14 protein-coding genes are annotated in these 17,711 nt (G+C 64.8%); 8 read left to right on the top strand and 6 right to left on the bottom strand.

The annotated features are described in order from the left end of the window. Positions 1-3 precede the first annotated feature (3 nt). Positions 4-2,187 (bottom strand): primosomal protein N', encoded by a 2,184-nt coding sequence (locus FJ417_RS06690; RefSeq protein ID WP_140782924.1) that lies wholly within the window; start codon positions 2,185-2,187, stop codon positions 4-6. A 90-nt stretch (positions 2,188-2,277) separates the two neighbouring features. On the opposite strand from FJ417_RS06690, the gene fsa reads away from it, so the two are divergent. Then, positions 2,278-2,934 (top strand): fructose-6-phosphate aldolase, encoded by a 657-nt coding sequence (fsa, locus tag FJ417_RS06685; protein WP_140646469.1) that lies wholly within the window; start codon positions 2,278-2,280, stop codon positions 2,932-2,934. Positions 2,935-3,311: 377 nt separating this feature from the next. Here the strand turns inward: fsa and lptE are convergent, their stop codons facing one another. Both lptE and leuS read right to left on the bottom strand, forming a co-directional pair. Further along, positions 3,312-3,893 (bottom strand): LPS assembly lipoprotein LptE, encoded by a 582-nt coding sequence (gene lptE, locus FJ417_RS06680; protein WP_140782923.1) that lies wholly within the window; start codon positions 3,891-3,893, stop codon positions 3,312-3,314. Next, complete coding sequence (gene leuS / locus FJ417_RS06675) at positions 3,880-6,507, bottom strand: leucine--tRNA ligase (protein WP_140782922.1); 2,628 nt, start codon at positions 6,505-6,507, stop codon at positions 3,880-3,882. Before leuS ends, lptE begins: the two co-directional genes overlap by 14 nt. A gap of 290 nt (positions 6,508-6,797) precedes the next feature. Between leuS and FJ417_RS06670 the strand changes: the two genes are divergently transcribed. From FJ417_RS06670 to FJ417_RS06660, 3 genes are all read left to right on the top strand, one after another. Next, positions 6,798-7,460 carry a YggS family pyridoxal phosphate-dependent enzyme gene (locus FJ417_RS06670; protein ID WP_140782921.1) on the top strand — a complete coding sequence of 221 codons (663 nt, stop codon included), beginning with the start codon at positions 6,798-6,800 and terminating at the stop codon, positions 7,458-7,460. Between the two features lie 134 nt (positions 7,461-7,594). Continuing rightward, positions 7,595-7,999, top strand: a complete 405-nt coding sequence (locus FJ417_RS06665) for a hypothetical protein (protein WP_140782920.1) — start codon at positions 7,595-7,597, stop codon at positions 7,997-7,999. Positions 8,000-8,133: 134 nt separating this feature from the next. Beyond that, complete coding sequence (locus FJ417_RS06660; RefSeq protein ID WP_140782919.1) at positions 8,134-9,183, top strand: aldo/keto reductase; 1,050 nt, start codon at positions 8,134-8,136, stop codon at positions 9,181-9,183. A gap of 67 nt (positions 9,184-9,250) precedes the next feature. On the opposite strand, the gene FJ417_RS06655 is transcribed toward FJ417_RS06660, so the two are convergent. After that, complete coding sequence (locus FJ417_RS06655; RefSeq protein WP_140782918.1) at positions 9,251-10,156, bottom strand: LysR family transcriptional regulator; 906 nt, start codon at positions 10,154-10,156, stop codon at positions 9,251-9,253. A gap of 123 nt (positions 10,157-10,279) precedes the next feature. Between FJ417_RS06655 and FJ417_RS06650 the strand changes: the two genes are divergently transcribed. Beyond that, entirely contained in the window at positions 10,280-11,467 is a 1,188-nt protein-coding gene (locus FJ417_RS06650; protein ID WP_140782917.1) for an MFS transporter, read from the top strand. A 40-nt stretch (positions 11,468-11,507) separates the two neighbouring features. Next, positions 11,508-12,542: an aldo/keto reductase gene (locus FJ417_RS06645; protein ID WP_140782916.1), complete on the top strand. Its 1,035-nt coding sequence runs from the start codon at positions 11,508-11,510 to the stop codon at positions 12,540-12,542. Positions 12,543-12,840: 298 nt separating this feature from the next. Here FJ417_RS06645 and FJ417_RS06640 read toward each other — a convergent pair whose 3' ends face one another. Next, on the bottom strand, positions 12,841-13,113 hold the full coding sequence (locus FJ417_RS06640; RefSeq protein WP_140646989.1) for an usg protein: 273 nt from the start codon (positions 13,111-13,113) through the stop codon (positions 12,841-12,843). Positions 13,114-13,417: 304 nt separating this feature from the next. Here FJ417_RS06640 and acs point away from each other — a divergent pair, with 304 nt between their 5' ends. Next, positions 13,418-15,373 carry an acetate--CoA ligase gene (acs, locus tag FJ417_RS06635; protein ID WP_140782915.1) on the top strand — a complete coding sequence of 652 codons (1,956 nt, stop codon included), beginning with the start codon at positions 13,418-13,420 and terminating at the stop codon, positions 15,371-15,373. Then, complete coding sequence (locus FJ417_RS06630) at positions 15,373-16,134, top strand: MOSC domain-containing protein (RefSeq protein ID WP_140782914.1); 762 nt, start codon at positions 15,373-15,375, stop codon at positions 16,132-16,134. The genes acs and FJ417_RS06630 overlap by 1 nt, the downstream gene beginning before the upstream one ends. 12 nt (positions 16,135-16,146) lie before the next feature. On the opposite strand, the gene FJ417_RS06625 is transcribed toward FJ417_RS06630, so the two are convergent. Further along, the gene (locus tag FJ417_RS06625) at positions 16,147-17,415 is read right to left on the bottom strand and encodes a cyclopropane-fatty-acyl-phospholipid synthase family protein (RefSeq protein ID WP_140782913.1); all 1,269 of its coding nucleotides are present in this window, start codon (positions 17,413-17,415) and stop codon (positions 16,147-16,149) included. Positions 17,416-17,711: the final 296 nt, after the last annotated feature.

Raw genomic sequence — 17,711 nt, 5'->3', positions numbered from 1 at the left:
TTCTTACAAAAAGCTCTGCGGGTCGATGTCGACCTGCACCCTGACCGAGCCGCGCGGCTTCGGCCCCTCGGCCAGCATGGCGCGGATGAAGCCTTGCATGTCGGCGCGCCGCTCGCCCTGAATCAGCAGGCGGAAACGGTGACGCCCGCCGATCAGCGACAACGGCGCTTCGGCCGGCCCGAGCACGAAGAGGTCGGAAGCCTGCGGCGCCGCGCGCCTTAACCCCCGCGCATGGCTTTCCGCCTCGCCCCGTGTCGCGGCGCTGACGATGATGCCGGCGAGCCGTCCGAAGGGCGGCAGCGCCGCCCGTTCGCGCTCGGCGATCTCGCGCTCGTAAAAAGCTTCCGAATCGCCGGAGACGATCGCCCGCATCACCGGATGGTCCGGCTGGTAGGTCTGTAAGAGGCCAAGGCTCTTCTTGCCGGTGCGGCCGGCGCGCCCCGTCACCTGGCTGAGCAGCTGGAAAGTGCGCTCGGCGGCGCGCGGATCGCCATTGGCGAGCCCGAGATCGGCGTCGACCACCCCGACCAGCGTCATGCCGGGGAAATTGTGACCCTTGGCGACGAGTTGCGTGCCGATGACGATGTCGGCCTCGCCATTGGCGACGGCCTCGAGTTCGAGCCGCAGACGGCGCACGCCGCCCAGAAGGTCGGACGAAAGCACAATGGTGCGGGCTTCGGGGAAATGCGCCACCACCTCCTCGGCGATGCGCTCGACGCCGGGGCCGCAGGCCACCAGATGGTCGAGCGTGCCGCATTCCGGGCAGGCCTCCGGCCGCCGCTCATTATGGCCGCAATGATGGCAGACGAGCTGGCCGCGAAACCGGTGCTCGACGAGCCACGCCGAGCAGACCGGGCAGCCGAAGCGATGGCCGCAGACCCGGCAGAGCGTCAGCGGCGCATAGCCGCGCCGGTTGAGGAAGAGCAGCGACTGCTCCTTCCTCTCCAGCGTGCGCTGCATCTGCTCCAGCAAGACCGGCGACAGGAAACCACCGCGCGCCGGCGGCGAGCGCCGCATGTCGATCGACTTCAGGTCGGGGAGCGCCGCCTCGGCGAAGCGCGACGACAGCACCGCCCGGCCGTAGCGGCCCTGGCCGGCGTTGACCCGGCTTTCCACCGACGGCGTCGCCGAGGCGAGCACGACCGGGAAAGCACCGATATGGCCGCGCACCACCGCCATGTCGCGCGCATTGTAGAAGACGCGGTCCTCCTGCTTGTAGGCGGGATCGTGCTCCTCGTCGACGACGACCAGGCCGAGTTCCTTGAACGGCAGGAACAGCGACGAGCGCGCCCCGGCGACGACGCGCACGCCGCCCTCCGCAACCTGCCGCCAGACGCGTTCGCGCATCCGGGGCGGCAGGTCGGAGTGCCACTCCGCCGGCTTGGCGCCGAACCGGTCCTGGAAACGTTCGAGGAAGGCATGCGTCAGCGCGATTTCCGGCAAAAGGATCAGCACCTGCCTGCCCTTGTCGAGCGCAGCCGCCACCGCCTCGAAATAGACTTCCGTCTTGCCCGATCCCGTGACGCCGTCGAGAAGGGTGACATTGAAAGTATCGGCCGCGATTGCCGCGCGCAGCTTCTCCGCCGCAACATTTTGGTCCGGCATCAGCTCCGGCACGGCATGGCTGGTGTCAGGCGCCGCCACCACCGGACGCGGCGGGATCATCACCGTCTCGAACACGCCCTGTGCCCGCAACCCGTCGATGACGGTCGAGGACACGCCCGCGGCATGCGCCAGCCCGGAGCGCGTCCAGGCCAGGCCGCCTTCGGCCGTCTCCAGCACGCGCCGGCGCGCATCCGTCAACCGGTCCGGTTCGGCCAGCGTGCGCTGCAGCCCTTCGATCCACTGCTCCGGGTCGAAAGCCTCGGGGGCCCTGAGCAGCATGCGCGCCACCATGCCGGGAGCCGACAGCGTGTATTGCGCGATCCAGTCGACGAAGCGGCGCATCGCCCCATCGATCGGCGGGCAGTCGAACACCTCCTCGATCGGCCGCAGTTTCTTCGCATCGACGGTTTCGACGGCGCCATCCCAGACGATGCCCGCGACTTGGCGCGGCCCGAGCGGCACGCGCACGATCGAGCCCGGCACCACGCGCATGCCCGGCGGCACGGCATAGGTGTAGGGCCGTTCGGCCGGCATCGGCACCAGCACGGGCGCGGCTGCGACAAAGGGCGAATCTTCCATCATCAGGCGTGACCTTGCCCTGACTTTGGTCTAGATCAAAGGGGACCCTCGCATCCGCCTGGCTGGCGCCCGGCAATCCCCAAGGAGACCGCCATGAAATTTTTTGTCGACACCGCTGACATCAAGGAAATCAAGGAGCTCAACGATCTTGGGCTGCTCGACGGCGTCACCACCAACCCGTCGCTGATCCTGAAATCGGGTGGCAAGATCATCGACGTCACCAAGCAGATCTGCGACATCGTCGAGGGCCCGGTCTCGGCCGAGGTCGTGGCGACCGAGTACGAGGACATGATGGCGGAAGCCAAGGTGCTGGCCAAGATCGCGCCGAATATCGCCATCAAGGTACCGCTGACGCTCGACGGCCTGAAGGCCTGCAAGACCATCCGCACCGAGATGAACCGCATGGTCAACGTGACGCTCTGCTTCTCGGCCAACCAGGCGTTGCTGGCCGCCAAGGCCGGCGCCTCCTTCATCTCGCCCTTCGTCGGCCGCATCGACGACACCGGCTCGGACGGCATGGAGCTGATCTCGGAAATCCGCACCATCTACGACAATTACGATTTCAAGACCGAGATCCTGACCGCCTCGGTGCGCACGGTGAACCACGTCAAGCAGGCCGCCCTGATCGGCGCCGATATCGTCACCGCGCCGCCGGCGACGCTGAAGGCGTTGGTCAATCACCCGCTGACCGACAAGGGCCTCGCCGCCTTCCTCGCCGATTGGGCCAAGACCGGCCAGAAGATCGGCTGAGGCCGGAACAGTTCCAGGAAAAGTAACGATTTTCCGTCTGGGAATTGCGCAAGGCAAAAAGTAGCGAAGAAGGCCGGGCAACCGGCCTTTTTCGTGGCAAAGTGTCTATGCCTTGGCAAGTCACATGCCTTGGCGATTGGCCGGGACGCCTATCGCGATCGTCATCCACGGGCGGAGCAAGGAGCGAAGCGACGCGCGCAGACCCGAGGATCCATTCCGTGACATACTAGCGTCGCAACGGTGCAGAAATTCTGCTCCGCTGCACGTTCGGGCCGAGGTAACGGAATGGATCCTAGGGTCTACGCGACGCCGCTTCGCGGCTGCTCCGCCCCAGGATGACGAAGTTCGGAAGGCTTCAGCCAATCCCCGGCGAGGAACTAGGCCCTTTTGCCGTGCTTGGCTAGGTCCTGCGCGATCGACAGCCGCAGAAGGTCGGCCAATTCGCGCGCGGCGCGGTTCTCCGCGTCGATCTGCGCGCGGTAGGCTGCGAATTCCTGGCGCGGCCGGTCGAAGGACGACGGGATGGAGCGCTTGCCGACGGCAACCACCGTGTTGGTCGCGGTGTCCCGCAGCACGTAATTGGCGGTCAGCGTGACCGTGCCCGCCGTCGGCTCGTCTTCCTGGGTCTGCACCTGCACGATGGCCGCCGATTCGACGAGCTCGGTGACGCCGAGATCGAGCGTGTAGGCCGGCGAGGCCGGCTCGCCCGAGCCTTGCCCGAAGGCGAAGATCAGATTGTTGCGCACCTGCTGAGCGTAGCGGGTATTGACCGGCTTGATCGAGATCGAGCCGAGCTCGGCGGACGCGCTGAGCCGCGATCCGGGCGATAGCGGCTGGTTGGAATAGAGCGGCCGCACGGTGCAGGCCGAGACCAGCGCGAGCGCGGCGACCATGCCGCAGACCGCCAAGCGGCCGCGCAGGCGGGCCGCTTCTGACTTCACCGGATCAGGCAACGACATTGACGATTCTCTGCGGCACGATGATCACCTTGCGCGGGGCCTTACCTTCCAGTGCTTTTTGCACGAAGTCGAGAGCCAGCACCGCTTTTTCGACGGCACCTTGATCCGCGTCGCGCGCAATTGTCAAATCCCCCCGCTTCTTGCCGTTGACCTGTACCGGCAGCACGATCTCGTTGTCGACGACCAGAGCAGGATCGTAGACCGGCCAGGGCCGTTCGGCGACCATCTCGGCGCCGCCGAGCTCCTGCCAGCACTCTTCCGCCAGATGCGGCATGACGGGCGCGACGATGTGCACCAGGATCTCCACCGCCTCGCGGCAGGCGCCTTTCAGGGCGGCATCGGCCTTGCCCTCGGCAACGTCGGCGAGCGGCGTCGCCAGCGCGTTGGCCAGCTCGTAGATACGCGCGATCGCCCGATTGAAGCCGAGCTTCTCGATATCCTCGCCGACCGCCTTCAGGATCTTGTGCGCGGCCTTGGACACGGCGCCCGCCTCGCCATCCGTCGCCGCCGCCGGTTTCACACTGGCAAGCTGCTCGGCCGCGATCTGCACCAGGCGCCAGACGCGCTGCACGAAGCGGTGCGCGCCGGCCGCGCCGTCGTCGGTCCATTCGACGTCGCGCTCCGGCGGCGAGTCCGACAGCATGAACCAGCGCGCGGTGTCGGCGCCGTAGCCGTCGGTGATCTCTTCGGGGCTCACCGTGTTCTTCTTCGACTTCGACATCTTCTCCAGCGCGCCGACCGTCGCCTCCTCGCCGGTGGCGATCTCGACGGCGCGGCGCTTGCCGCCCACGTCCTCGAGCCTGACCTCGCTTGGCGACAGCCAGCGTCCGTTGTTGGACGGGCCGCCGACGCGGTAGGTCTCGTGCACGACCATGCCTTGCGTGAACAGGCCCTTGAACGGCTCGGCCAGATCGAGGTGACCGGTCTCGCGCATGGCGCGGGTGAAGAAGCGCGAATAGAGCAGATGCAGGATCGCGTGCTCGATGCCGCCGATATACTGGTCGACCGCTAGCCATTCGTCGGCCGCTTTCGGCTCGGTCGGCTCGTTCGCCCAGGGCGCGGTGAAGCGCGCGAAATACCAGGACGAATCGACGAAGGTATCCATCGTGTCGGTCTCGCGCCGCGCATCGCGTCCGCATTGCGGACATTTCACATGCCGCCAGGTCGGGTGCCGGTCGAGCGGATTGCCCGGACGGTCGAACTCGATGTCGTCGGGCAGCTTCACCGGCAGGTCGGCCTTCGGCACCGGCACGACGCCGCAATGCTCGCAATGGATCATCGGGATCGGACAGCCCCAGTAGCGCTGGCGCGAGATGCCCCAGTCGCGCAGGCGGAAATTCACCTTGCGCTCCGCCATCGGCCGGCCGCCGATCGTCTTTTCTTCCAACAGCTTCGCGACTTCGTTGAAAGCCCTCTCGGGCTTCATGCCGTCGAGGAAGCGCGAATTGATCATCACGCCGTCGTCGACATAGGCCTCCTCGATGATCTGGAAGGTCTTTGCGTCGGCGTCTTCCGGCATCACCACCGGGATCACCGGCAGGCCGTATTTGTTGGCGAAATCGAGATCGCGCTGGTCGCCCGACGGGCAGCCGAAAATGGCGCCCGTGCCGTATTCCATCAGCACGAAATTGGCGACATAGACCGGCAGCGTCCAGTTCTCGTCGAACGGATGGACGACGCGAATGCCGGTGTCGAAGCCCTTCTTCTCGGCCGTCTCAAGCGCCGCTACCGAGGTGCCCATGTGGCGGACCTCGTCGATGAACTTGGCCAGCTCGACATTGGTCTCGGCGGCTTTTCTCGCCAGCGGATGGTCGGCGGCGACCGCCATGAAGGAGGCGCCGAAGATGGTGTCGGGCCGGGTCGTGTAGACTTCCAGTTCGTTCGTGTCGCCGACCGGCGCCGCCAGCGGCCACCGGATCAGCAGCCCTTCCGAGCGGCCGATCCAGTTGTGCTGCATCAGCTTGACCTTTTCCGGCCACTCTTCGAGCCCGTTGAGCGAGTCCAGCAGGTCCTGCGCGAAGTCGGTGATCTTGAAGAACCACTGCGTCAGCTCGCGCTGCTCGACCAGCGCGCCCGAGCGCCAGCCGCGGCCGTCGATGACCTGCTCGTTGGCGAGCACCGTCATGTCCTCCGGATCCCAGTTGACCTTGGAGGATTTGCGCGTCACCAGCCCCTTCTCGACGAAGTCGAGGAACAGCATCTGCTGACGGTGGTAATAGTCGACATCGCAGGTCGCGAACTCGCGTGCCCAGTCGAGCGACAGGCCCATCATCTTGAGCTGCTCGCGCATGACGGCGATGTTTTCATAGGTCCAGTCCTTGGGGTGGACCTTGTTCTGCATTGCGGCGTTTTCGGCCGGCATGCCGAACGCATCCCAGCCCATCGGGTGCAGCACGTTGAAACCCTTGGCGCGCTTGTAGCGCGCCACCACGTCGCCCATCGTGTAGTTGCGGGTGTGGCCGATATGGATCTTGCCCGACGGATAGGGGAACATCTCGAGCACGTAATATTTCGGCTTCGGGTCGTCGTTGCGGGCCTCGAACAGCTTCTTTTCGGCCCAGGCCTTCTGCCATTTGGGCTCTGAGGTGCGCGGATTGTATCGTTCGGTTGCCATCGGATGTTTTTCACTTAAAAGCAGGTGCGCGGTGCTGGATCAAGGCGTGTTGATATTCAGATCAGGCCGAGCCGAAAATGGCGGGTTCCGAGAACCGGAGCGGAGCGTACTTAAAGTACGTGAGCACCGGAAGCGCAGGAAACCGGCATTTGCAGGCCGGCATCACCTGAATATCGACACGCCTAGGCCGGCAGCCGAGACTATGTCGTCGCGGTGTTCACCATGGATTGCCGGACCCGTCAACTGCGGCGAGCCGGCGCGAGCTTTAAAACTATGGGCAGGATAGTGGCATGACGAGCGCCGTAGAGCAGCTTCACGCGGTCAAGGCGAGGATCGCGAGCGCCGAACGCGAGGCGAAGCGTCCGCCCGGCGCCGTCACGCTTGTGGCGGTGTCGAAGACCTTCGCGGCCGAGGACATCCGCCCCGTCATCGAGGCAGGCCACCGGGTCTTCGGCGAGAACCGCGTGCAGGAGGCGCAGGGAAAATGGCCGGCGCTGAGAGAGGCATTTGCCGATCTGGAGCTGCATCTGATCGGCCCGCTGCAGTCCAACAAGGCCAAGGAAGCCGTCGCTCTCTTCGACGCCATCGAGACCGTCGATCGCGAGAAGATCGCCGCGGAGCTTGCCAAGGAGATCGCCAGGCAAGGCCGCGCGCCGAAGCTATACGTCCAGGTCAATACCGGCTCCGAGCCACAAAAGGCCGGCATCGAGCCGCGCGACGCGGTCGCCTTCGTCAAGCGCTGCCGCGACGTGCACGGCCTCGCCATCGAAGGCCTGATGTGCATCCCGCCGGCCGATGAGAATCCTGGCCCGCATTTCGCGTTGCTGGAGAAGCTCGCTCGCGAAGCGGGTGTCGCGAAGCTTTCGATGGGCATGTCCGGCGACTACGAAACAGCCGTCGCCTTCGGCGCGACCAGCGTCAGGGTCGGCTCGGCGATCTTCGGCAGCCGGTAGCAAGGAGCGCCTCAAGGAAGCGTAGGCCTTTCCTTGGGCCGGCCGCGTCACACCACCGCATTGTCGCCTAGAATCCTGGCGCTAGCTCCGTCCACAGAAAGCAAGTGGCTCCTTTCATAGCAAAGGAGGTCCCTATGACCGCCACACGCCACAGCCAGCACACCATGCAAAACCGGCAAGTCTCCCGCGGACTGCACCGCTGGGTCTATTTCGCCATGATTGGACTTGCGGCCTGCTATGCGTTGTCGGCCTGGATCGGCTTCGCGGGCAGCGGCGCCGACGACTATTTGCTGTTCGTCGTAACTGGATTCATCGTCATGTCGGTCGTGCTGCCGGCGATCGCCGGCCGTGTCTGGCGTCATCACCGGATCAGCGCTGCCGGCAGACCCACGACGCTCGCCGACTGGTTGGCAGGCGATTTCGACACTGGCGATCATCCCGTGAAGGCCAGCACGGCGACGATCGAAATCCTGCTGCCGCTTGCCGCCGTCGCATTCGGCATGACTGCCTTCGCGATCCTCGCTTTGGTGGAAAGCTGAGCGCCCTGGCAATCGTCACGATCTCGTTACCGACCCGCCAACCGGACGATATTCTTTGCGCCCGCGCTTGAAACGAAACGGTCCGTTCCTATTTCCCCGATGTCATTTAATCCTTTTCTCGGGGAAAGCTCACCATGCGCTATAACCAGCTTGGCAACACCGGCCTGTTCGTTTCCGAACTCTGCCTCGGCACAATGACCTTCGGCGCCGCCGGCCAGAATGCCCAATGGGGCCTGATCGCCAGCCTCGACCAGAAGGGCGTCAATGAAATTGTCGGCCGCTCGATCGCCGCCGGCGTCAATTTCTTCGACACAGCCGACGTCTATTCCTTCGGCCAGTCCGAGCAGCTGCTGGGACAGTCGCTCAAGGACCTCGGCGTGAAACGTTCGGACGTTATCATCGCCACCAAGGTGCATGGCGCCATGGGCAACGGGCCCAACGAGCGCGGCTCCTCGCGCGGCCACATCATGGATTCGGTCGACCGCAGCCTGGAGCGGCTGCAGACCGATCATATCGACCTCTACCAGCTGCATGGCACCGACACGGTGACGCCGATCGACGAGACGCTGCGCGCGCTCGACGATCTCGTCGCCAGCGGCAAGGTCCGCTATGTCGGCGTCTCCAACTGGCAGGCCTGGCGCATCGCCAAGGCGCTGGGCATTGCCGAGCGCAAGGGCCTTGCCCGTTTCGAGACGATCCAATCCTATTACTCGATTGCCGGCCGCGATCTCGAACGCGAGATCGTGCCGCTCATCAACGAAGAGAAGCTTGGCCTGATGGTCTGGTCGCCGATGGCGGGCGGGCTGCTCTCCGGCAAATACGGTCCCGGCGCGCCGGGCAATGGCGAGGGCCGCCGCGCTTCGTTCAACTTCCCGCCGGTCAACGAGGACCGCGCCTGGGCGGCGGTCGCCGGCATGCGCGAGGTTGCCAAAAAGCACGACGTCAGCGTCGCCACCGTGGCGCTTGGCTATGTCCTGGCAAAGCCTTTCGTGATGAGCGTCATCATCGGCGCCAGCCGCATGGACCAACTCGAGCAAAATCTTGCCGCGACAGGTCTGAAGCTCGACACCGACGACCTCGCCAGGCTCGATGAGGTGAGCGCCCTGCCTGCCGAATATCCCGGCTGGATGCTGGAGCGGCAAGGCGCCGGCCGGCGCCCGGCGCCGTTCGTGCCGAAGGCGTAATCCGTCTTCGCAAGCAAGCCGACGTCCTTCGGGAGCCGCGTGTCCTTGGACGCGCGGCTTTTCCGTTTCAGAGACGAACGGTCTCCGCGAGAAAGTCGAGGAAAGCCCGCACCCGCGCCGGCAGATGCTTGCCATGACCGACATAGACAGCATGTGTCGGCTCCTCGTCGCCAGGATTGAACTCCTCGAGCAACGGCACGAGCAGTCCGGCGGCAATGTCGGGCTCGACATGCCAGCGCGCCAGCCGCGCTATGCCGGCTCCTGCCAGCGTCGTTCGCCGCATCGCTTCGCCGTCGGTGAGCGACATGTTTCCGACAATAGGCATGATGATCGATTTGCCTGTCGCATCGACAAAGGGCCAGCCCTCGATATGCCTGGCGAAGCCGAAGGCCAGCATGTTGTGGCGAGCGAGGTCGGACAATGCGCGTGGCGTGCCGCGTGCTTCAAGATACGCAGGCGACGCGACCAGGACCATCCGGCTCTGGCCAAGCTTGCGCGCAACCAGGCGTGACTCGCGTAGCGGCCCGGCGCGGATAGCGACATCGGCGCGCTCTTCCAGAAGATCGATCACACTGTCGGTCAGCATGGCTTCGACGAAAATCTCGGGATAATTCTCCAGGAAGCGCGGCAACAACGGCATCAGCCGGTGCTGGCCGAACGGCACATAGGAATTGACCCTGAGCCGGCCTCGCGGCGCTGCACCCGCCGCCGCTTCGCGCTCGGCCGAGTCGAGATCGGCGAGGATGCGCAGGCCGTTGTCATGGAAGGCAACCCCTTCCGGCGTCAGCTGCAGCTTGCGTGTCGAGCGGCTGATGAGCCGTGCGCCAAGCCGCGCCTCAAGCCGCGCGATCAGCTTGCTCACCGCCGACGGCGTCATCCGCAGCGCCCGCGCCGCGGCCGAGAAGCTGCCCGCCTCGACGATGCGGACGAACACTTCGATCTCGCCGGAGCGGTTGATGTCGGGTCTCGCCATTCGTGAATCTATTTCACAGAAAATATGCCGGACGCAAGGCTGGTTCACAGCTTGGCGGATCACGATCTTCCGCCCGGGGCGCGGGACTTTGGGCGTCCCTTCCTGATCAACCGGACCGCAGCCATGCCTCTTGCTCTTTATGCCCTCACCGCCGGCGCCTTCGGCATCGGCGTCACCGAATTCGTCATCATGGGCCTGCTGCTCGATGTCAGCGCCGATCTCGGCGTCTCGATCTCGGCAGCAGGCCTGCTTATTTCCGGCTATGCGCTGGGCGTCGTCGTCGGTGCGCCGCTGCTTGGCGCCTTGACCGGCCGTCTGCCGCGCAAGACCCTGCTGCTTGCCCTGATGGTGGTCTTCACCGTCGGCAACCTCGCCTGTGCGCTGGCGCCCGACTACTGGACGCTGATGGCGGCGCGTGTGCTGACAGCCTTCGCCCACGCTTCCTTCTTCGGCGTCGGCTCCGTCGTCGCGACCAGCCTCGTCGCGCCCAACAGGAAAGCCTCGGCCATCGCGCTGATGTTCACCGGCCTCACCGTCGCCAACATCCTCGGCGTGCCCTTCGGCACCTGGCTCGGCCAGGCCTATGGCTGGCGCTCCACCTTCCTCGCCGTCACACTTGTGGGCGTCGTTGCCTTTGCCGTGATCGCATTGCTGGTGCCGCGCGACGAGCCGGCCGCCGCGGACGAGGCGGAAAGCGCCGAAGGCACGCTCGCCGTACTCGGCCGCCGGCCGGTGCTGCTCGGCCTTTTGACCACGGTGCTGAGCTGGGTCGGCGTCTTTGCCGCCTTCACCTATCTGGCGCCGATCCTCACCCGCGTCAGCGGCTTTTCCGAAGCGTCCGTGTCGCCGATCCTGCTCGTCTTCGGCGGCGGATTGGTCGCGGGCAACCTGCTCGGTGGACGCCTCGCCGACCGGCATCTGGTGCCGACGGTTATTGGCACGCTGGTCGCGCTGTCGGCGGTGCTGTTCGTTATGACGGCGGCGATCCATCAGCCGATCATGGCGATCGTCGCCGTCGGGCTGCTGGGCGCTGCCGCCTTCGCCACCGTCGCGCCGCTGCAGATGTGGGTGCTGGAGAAGGCCGAGGGCGCCGGCCAGGGCCTTGCGTCTTCCTTCAACATCGCCGCCTTCAATCTCGGCAACGCCATCGGCGCCTGGCTCGGCGGCTTCGTCATCGATCACGGCCCCGGCCTCGGCGCCGTCCCTCTCGTTGCCGGCCTGGTGCCGCTCGCCGCGCTCGGCGTGGTGCTCGTGGCGCTGCGCCTCGAACGCGGCCGCGCCATCGGCAAGCCGGTCACGGCGCAGTGCTGAGCGGCCGAATTCCGCCTTCGACATCCCAAGGAGAAAAATCATGGACTATCGACCTCTCGGCGCCTCCGGCCTGAAAGTGCCGGCGCTTTCCTTCGGCGCCGGTACCTTCGGCGGCTCCGGCCCGCTCTTCGGCCACTGGGGCAACAGCGACGCCAAGGAGGCGCGCCGGCTGGTCGACATCTGCCTGGAGGCGGGCGTCAATCTCTTCGACACGGCCGATGTCTATTCGAACGGCGCCTCGGAAGAGGTGCTTGGCGAGGCCATCAAGGGTCGCCGCGACGCGGTGCTGATCTCGACCAAGACGTCCCTGCCGATGGGCGACGGCCCGGCCGACTGGGGTTCGTCGCGCTCGCGCCTGATCCGCTCCGTCGACGCGGCGCTGAAGCGCCTCGGCACCGATTATATCGACCTGCTGCAGCTTCATGCCTTCGACGCCTCGACGCCGGTCGAGGAGGTGCTGTCGGCGCTGGACGATCTCGTGCGCCAAGGTAAGCTGCGCTATGTCGGCGTCTCAAACTTCTCCGGCTGGCAGCTGATGAAATCGCTCGGCCTGGCGGAAAAGCACGGCTACCCGCGCTACATCGCGCATCAGGTCTACTATTCGCTGGTCGGGCGCGACTATGAGTGGGAGCTGATGCCGCTCGGCCTCGACCAGGGCGTCGGCGCGCTGGTATGGAGCCCGCTCGGCTGGGGCCGGCTCACCGGCAAGATCCGCCGCGGACAGCCCTTGCCGGAAAAGAGCCGGCTGCACGACACCGCCAGCTTCGGCCCGCCGGTCGAGGACGAGCATCTTTTCAAGGTGGTCGATGTGCTGGAAGCGGTCGCCGCCGAGACCGGCAAGACCGTGCCGCAGGTCGCCATCAACTGGCTCTTGCGGCGGCCGACCGTGTCGTCGGTCATCATCGGCGCGCGCAACGAGGAGCAGTTGCGGCAGAATCTCGGCGCCGTCGGCTGGGCGCTGACGCCTGAGCAGATCAAGGCGCTCGATGAAGCGAGCGCCGTGACCGCGCCCTATCCCTACTTCCCCTATCGGCGCCAGGAAGGCTTCGCCCGGCTAAACCCGCCAGCGGTTTGACCACGTGTCGACCCGTCCCTATTAGGGCGAGCGTGAACGTTTGCGATTAGCTGCCGCCCTCCGAGCTTCGTCATCCACGGGCGAAGCAGCCGCGAAGCGGCGTCGCGAAGACCCGAGGATCCATGCCGTTACCTTGATCGCAGAGCGCGGCGGAGCAGAATTCTGGATCGCCGCAACGCTTCGAAGTCACGGAATGGATCCTCGGGTCTGCGCCGCGTCGCTTCGCTCCTTGCTTCGCCCGTGGATGACGAAGCGACGGGCATTTCCGCCAATCACTGACGATCGATAAAACCTGCACCTAATGTACCAGGAACTCCCCATCCACCTTCCGCCATTCATTCGGCGCGATCAGCTTGTGATGCGTGTAGGTGACCGAGTGCAGCGGGCCGTCGAGCTTGGTCTTCCAGAATTCGATGAAGCGGATCAGCACCGGGAATTTCGGAGCTATGTCGTAGTCCTGCCAGACAAAGCTTTGCAGCAGGTGCGGGTGGTCCGGGTAGTGGTAAAGGATCTTGGCCGTGGTCAGCCCATACCCCTTGAGCATCAGGTCCATTTCGGAATTGTCGCGCATTGCGTTTCCTTGGTTGATTCTCCTTCCTCCCAACGCTGAATTGTGCGCACGGTTGCTTAACTGTCTATGGATTTTTTCGAGCTTTTTCAAAATTTTTGCCATTAAAACAGGCGGTTAGCAGCCGTAAAGCGAGAGTGCTGACAGGGCTTTGCGCTTGACCATGCGTCATCCCGCCGCGCGAATCCAACGTCTAATATTGCCGTCACGGCGGAACTGTTAATAATGCCCGCAAATTCGCGGCCGCTTCGACGCGATGCCGCCGGCGGCCCAAGCCGGTGGAATGGTTCGGGAGGAAAGCTGAAAAATGTCCGATGTGCATGTCCACCGCGTCCAGCCGGCGTGGAAGAAGAACGCGTTGATCGACAACGATACCTATCTCAAATGGTATGCCGACAGTGTGAAAAATCCGGACAAGTTCTGGGGCAAGCACGGCAAGCGCATCGACTGGTTCAAGCCTTTCACCAAGGTCAAGAACACCTCCTTCGACGGCAAGGTCTCGATCAAGTGGTTCGAGGACGGGCTGACCAACGTCTCCTACAATTGCATCGACCGCCACCTGAAGAAGCGCGGCGACCAGACCGCCATCATCTGGGAAGGCGACAACCCCTACGACGACAAGAAGATCAGCTACAACGAGCTCCACGCGCATGTCTGCAGGCTCGCCAATGTGATGAAGAAGCACGGCGTCAAGAAAGGCGACCGCGTCACCATCTACATGCCGATGATCCCCGAGGCGGCCTATGCGATGCTTGCCTGCACGCGCATCGGCGCCATCCATTCGATCGTCTTCGGCGGCTTCTCGCCGGACGCGCTGGCCGGCCGCATCGTCGACTGCGAATCGACCTTCGTCATCACCGCCGACGAGGGCCTGCGCGGCGGCAAGCCGATCCCGCTGAAAGAGAACACCGACAAGGCGATCGAAATCGCCGCCAAGCATCATGTGCGGGTGAAGAACGTGGTCGTCGTACGCCGCACCGGCGGCAAGGTCGGCTGGGCGCCCGGCCGCGACGTCTGGTACCACGACGAGATCGCCACGGTGAAGGCCGACTGCAAGCCGGAGAAGATGAAGGCGGAAGACCCGCTTTTCATCCTCTACACCTCCGGCTCGACCGGCAAGCCGAAGGGCGTGCTGCACACCACGGCCGGCTATCTCGTCTATGCCTCGATGACGCACCAATATGTCTTCGACTACCATGACGGCGACATCTACTGGTGCACGGCCGATGTCGGCTGGGTGACGGGCCACAGCTATATCGTCTACGGGCCCTTGGCCAACGGCGCCACGACGCTGATGTTCGAAGGCGTGCCGAACTATCCCTCGCAGTCGCGCTTCTGGGAAGTCATCGACAAGCACAAGGTCAACATCTTCTACACCGCGCCGACGGCGTTGCGCGCGCTGATGGGCGCCGGCGACAGCCATGTGAAGAAGACCTCGCGCAAATCGCTGCGCGTACTCGGCTCGGTCGGAGAGCCGATCAATCCGGAAGCCTGGGAGTGGTATTTCAACGTCGTCGGCAACGGCAAGGTGCCGATCGTCGACACATGGTGGCAGACCGAGACCGGCGGCATCCTGATCACGCCGCTGCCCGGCGCCACCGACCTCAAGGCAGGCTCGGCGACTCGGCCCTTCTTCGGCGTCAAGCCGGAACTGGTCGACGGTGAGGGCAAGGTGCTCGAAGGAGCCGCCGACGGCAATCTCTGCATCACCGATTCCTGGCCCGGTCAGATGCGCACCGTCTATGGTGACCACGACCGCTTCGTGCAGACCTATTTCTCGACCTACAAGGGCAAGTACTTCACCGGCGACGGCTGCCGCCGCGACGAGGACGGCTACTACTGGATCACCGGCCGCGTCGACGACGTCATCAACGTCTCCGGCCACCGTATGGGCACGGCGGAAGTCGAATCGGCGCTGGTGAGCCACGAGAAAGTGTCGGAAGCCGCCGTCGTCGGCTACCCGCACGACATCAAGGGCCAGGGCATCTACAGCTACGTCACCCTGATGAAGGGCATGGAGCCGAGCGAGGAGCTGCGCAAGGAACTGATCGCGCATGTCCGCAAGGAGATCGGCGCCATTGCTTCGCCCGACAAGATCCAGTTCGCGCCCGGCCTGCCGAAGACCCGTTCCGGCAAGATCATGCGCCGCATTCTGCGCAAGATCGCCGAGGACGATTTCGGCGCGCTGGGCGACACCTCGACGCTCGCCGATCCCGCCGTGGTCGACGACCTCGTCGCCAACCGGCAGAACAAGAAGGGCTGATGACCGGCGATCTCGGCACCGTCAGCCAGCTCTGGCGCTACCCGGCGAGTTCGCTCGCCGGCGAACGGCTCGATGCCATCTCCGTCGGGCTGAAAACCGTCGACGGCGACCGGCTGTTCGGACTGGTCGATGCATCCGACGGCGAGATCGCCAGGCCCGACCGCGAGGCCAGATGGCACAAGGTGCCGCTGATCCGCACCCGGTTGAGCGAGGACCCGATGAGCAAGGAATGGCGGCTCGAAATCGCCGTGCCCGGCGGCGGCTGGCTGCCCGCGCCCGATCCGGAAAGCGATCGCGCGGTGTCCGCCTTCCTCGGCTTCGAGGCCGCGATCCGACCGTTCGGCGCGCAGAACGCGGCGCCCTCCTATGCCGGTCCGCTGACCGAGGCCCGCTACGCCAAGGCGCCGATCCATCTGCTCACCACCGCCTCGCTGTCCCGGTTGAAGGCGCTGCATCCCGAGGGCACACCCGATCCGCGCCGCTTCCGCCCCAACATCGTCGTCAATATGGACCCGGTCGAAGGCGCCTTTCCGGAAACGGAGTGGATCGGCAGGAAACTCGCGGTCGGCGATCTCGAGCTCACCGTCTCCGAGCCCTGCCGCCGCTGCGGCTTCACCATCATCGCCCAGGACGGTTTCGACACCGATCCCGGCATCCTGCGCAACCTGGTGCGCCACAACGCCCACAATCTCGGCGTCTACTGCACCGTCGACCAGCCGGCGCGGCTCGAAGTCGGCGCGCCGATGCGCTTGATGGACTGAAACGGGCCGGGTCTACCTGTACAAATCCGCCCGTGTCGGTGGCAGGCCGCTCGGACCGCGGGCGCGCCTGGTGGCGACGGTCTGAAAAATCTGCGCCGAGGCGCGCTGGAAGGTGATCGAGCAACCCGTCAGATAGAGCAGCCACAGCCGCGCCTTGGGCTCGCCGACCTCGGCGACCGCTTCGTCGAAGCGCGCATGCAGACGCTCCGCCCACAGGCGGCAGGTTTGCGCATAATGCTCGCGCAGGTTCTCCACGTCATAGACGAGGAAGCCGTGCGCCTCGAGATTGCCGAGCGTCATGCCGATCGTATCGAGCTCGCCGCCAGGAAAGATGTATTTGATCAGGGCCTTGTATTCCGGCCCCTTGCGCAGCGTCTTGCGGATGTCGCCCTTGCTGCGCCTGGTGATGGCGTGATGCAGATAGATCCCGCCGGGTTTCAGCAGGCGATGGACGGTCGAGAAGTAGGCGTCGTGATTGGCGAGCCCCAGATGCTCGAACATGCCGATCGACGATATCTTGTCGAACGTGCCTGAGAGTTCGGCATAGGATTTTATCTCGATGGTGATGCGATCCTCCAGCCCCTCGGCGCGAATGCGCTCGCGGGCAAGGTCGGTCTGGGCTTGCGACAGCGAGACGCCATGGCCGAAGACGCCGTAATTCTTCGCCGCATGGATAAGCATTGCGCCCCAGCCGCAGCCGATGTCGAGCAGCCTTTCGCCGGGCTCGAGCCTGAGCTTGCGGCAGATGTGGTCGAGCTTGTCGACTTGCGCCTGGTCGATGCCATTGGCGAAATCGTGGAAATAGCCGCAACTGTAGACCATGCGCTCGTCGAGGAAGAGTCGGTAGAAATCATTCGAAATGTCGTAATGGTGCTGGATCGCCTCCTTGTTCGATCCGCTGACGAAAGGCTTGCGGCCGGAAAGGTCGCTGCGCGCCGTCATCTGCTTGCGCGAAAACAGCACAGCCGGCAGGTCGCGCAGGATCGCCAGCTTGGGCAGGGATTTGAGCCTCGTCTTGAGCTTGCCTTGCGAAGGCAGGGCATAGAAATCGAACAGCGTGCCCTCTTCGATATCGACGGTCTTGGAAATCCACATCTCCACCAGCGTCGAGAAGGTCGGCCGGCGAACCAGTTGCCAGACGATGTCCTGATCGTTGATGGCAAGCACCGGACCGCTGGCGGGTCCGATCCGCTCGCCGGTCCACAGCCGGACCGCAAAACCCGGCTTCAGCGTTTCGACGACCTTGCGTACGATCCGCGCGGCTCTGTCGGGGGCGTCCATTCCCACCTCCCGCTATGTCGCCCCCAAAGCCGCACTGTCGTCCACCGGCCTGTAGACCGCAATCCCGATCTGTTGCGCAAAAGCACCGCAAGAGCAGTTTCCCGGCTCGTGGCACGACCATTCCGTGGCGTCATCTTGTCTTTTGCCGCGACACACCCCATCATCTGACTGTGTTCAACGAACTGAAAGGAGGTGATCCGATGTCGAGTGATTTCGTTTTCCATAACGTGAGCTCTGCGGATTGCACTTCCGGGAAGCACTCTTCCCGTTAAGGCGCGAGACGCGCGGCGGGTAGC

The organism is Mesorhizobium sp. B3-1-7 (genome assembly GCF_006439385.1).
Taxonomy (GTDB): domain Bacteria; phylum Pseudomonadota; class Alphaproteobacteria; order Rhizobiales; family Rhizobiaceae; genus Mesorhizobium.
Note: the sequence above shows the minus strand (reverse complement) of the source record. Positions and strands in the feature narration are given on the sequence as shown.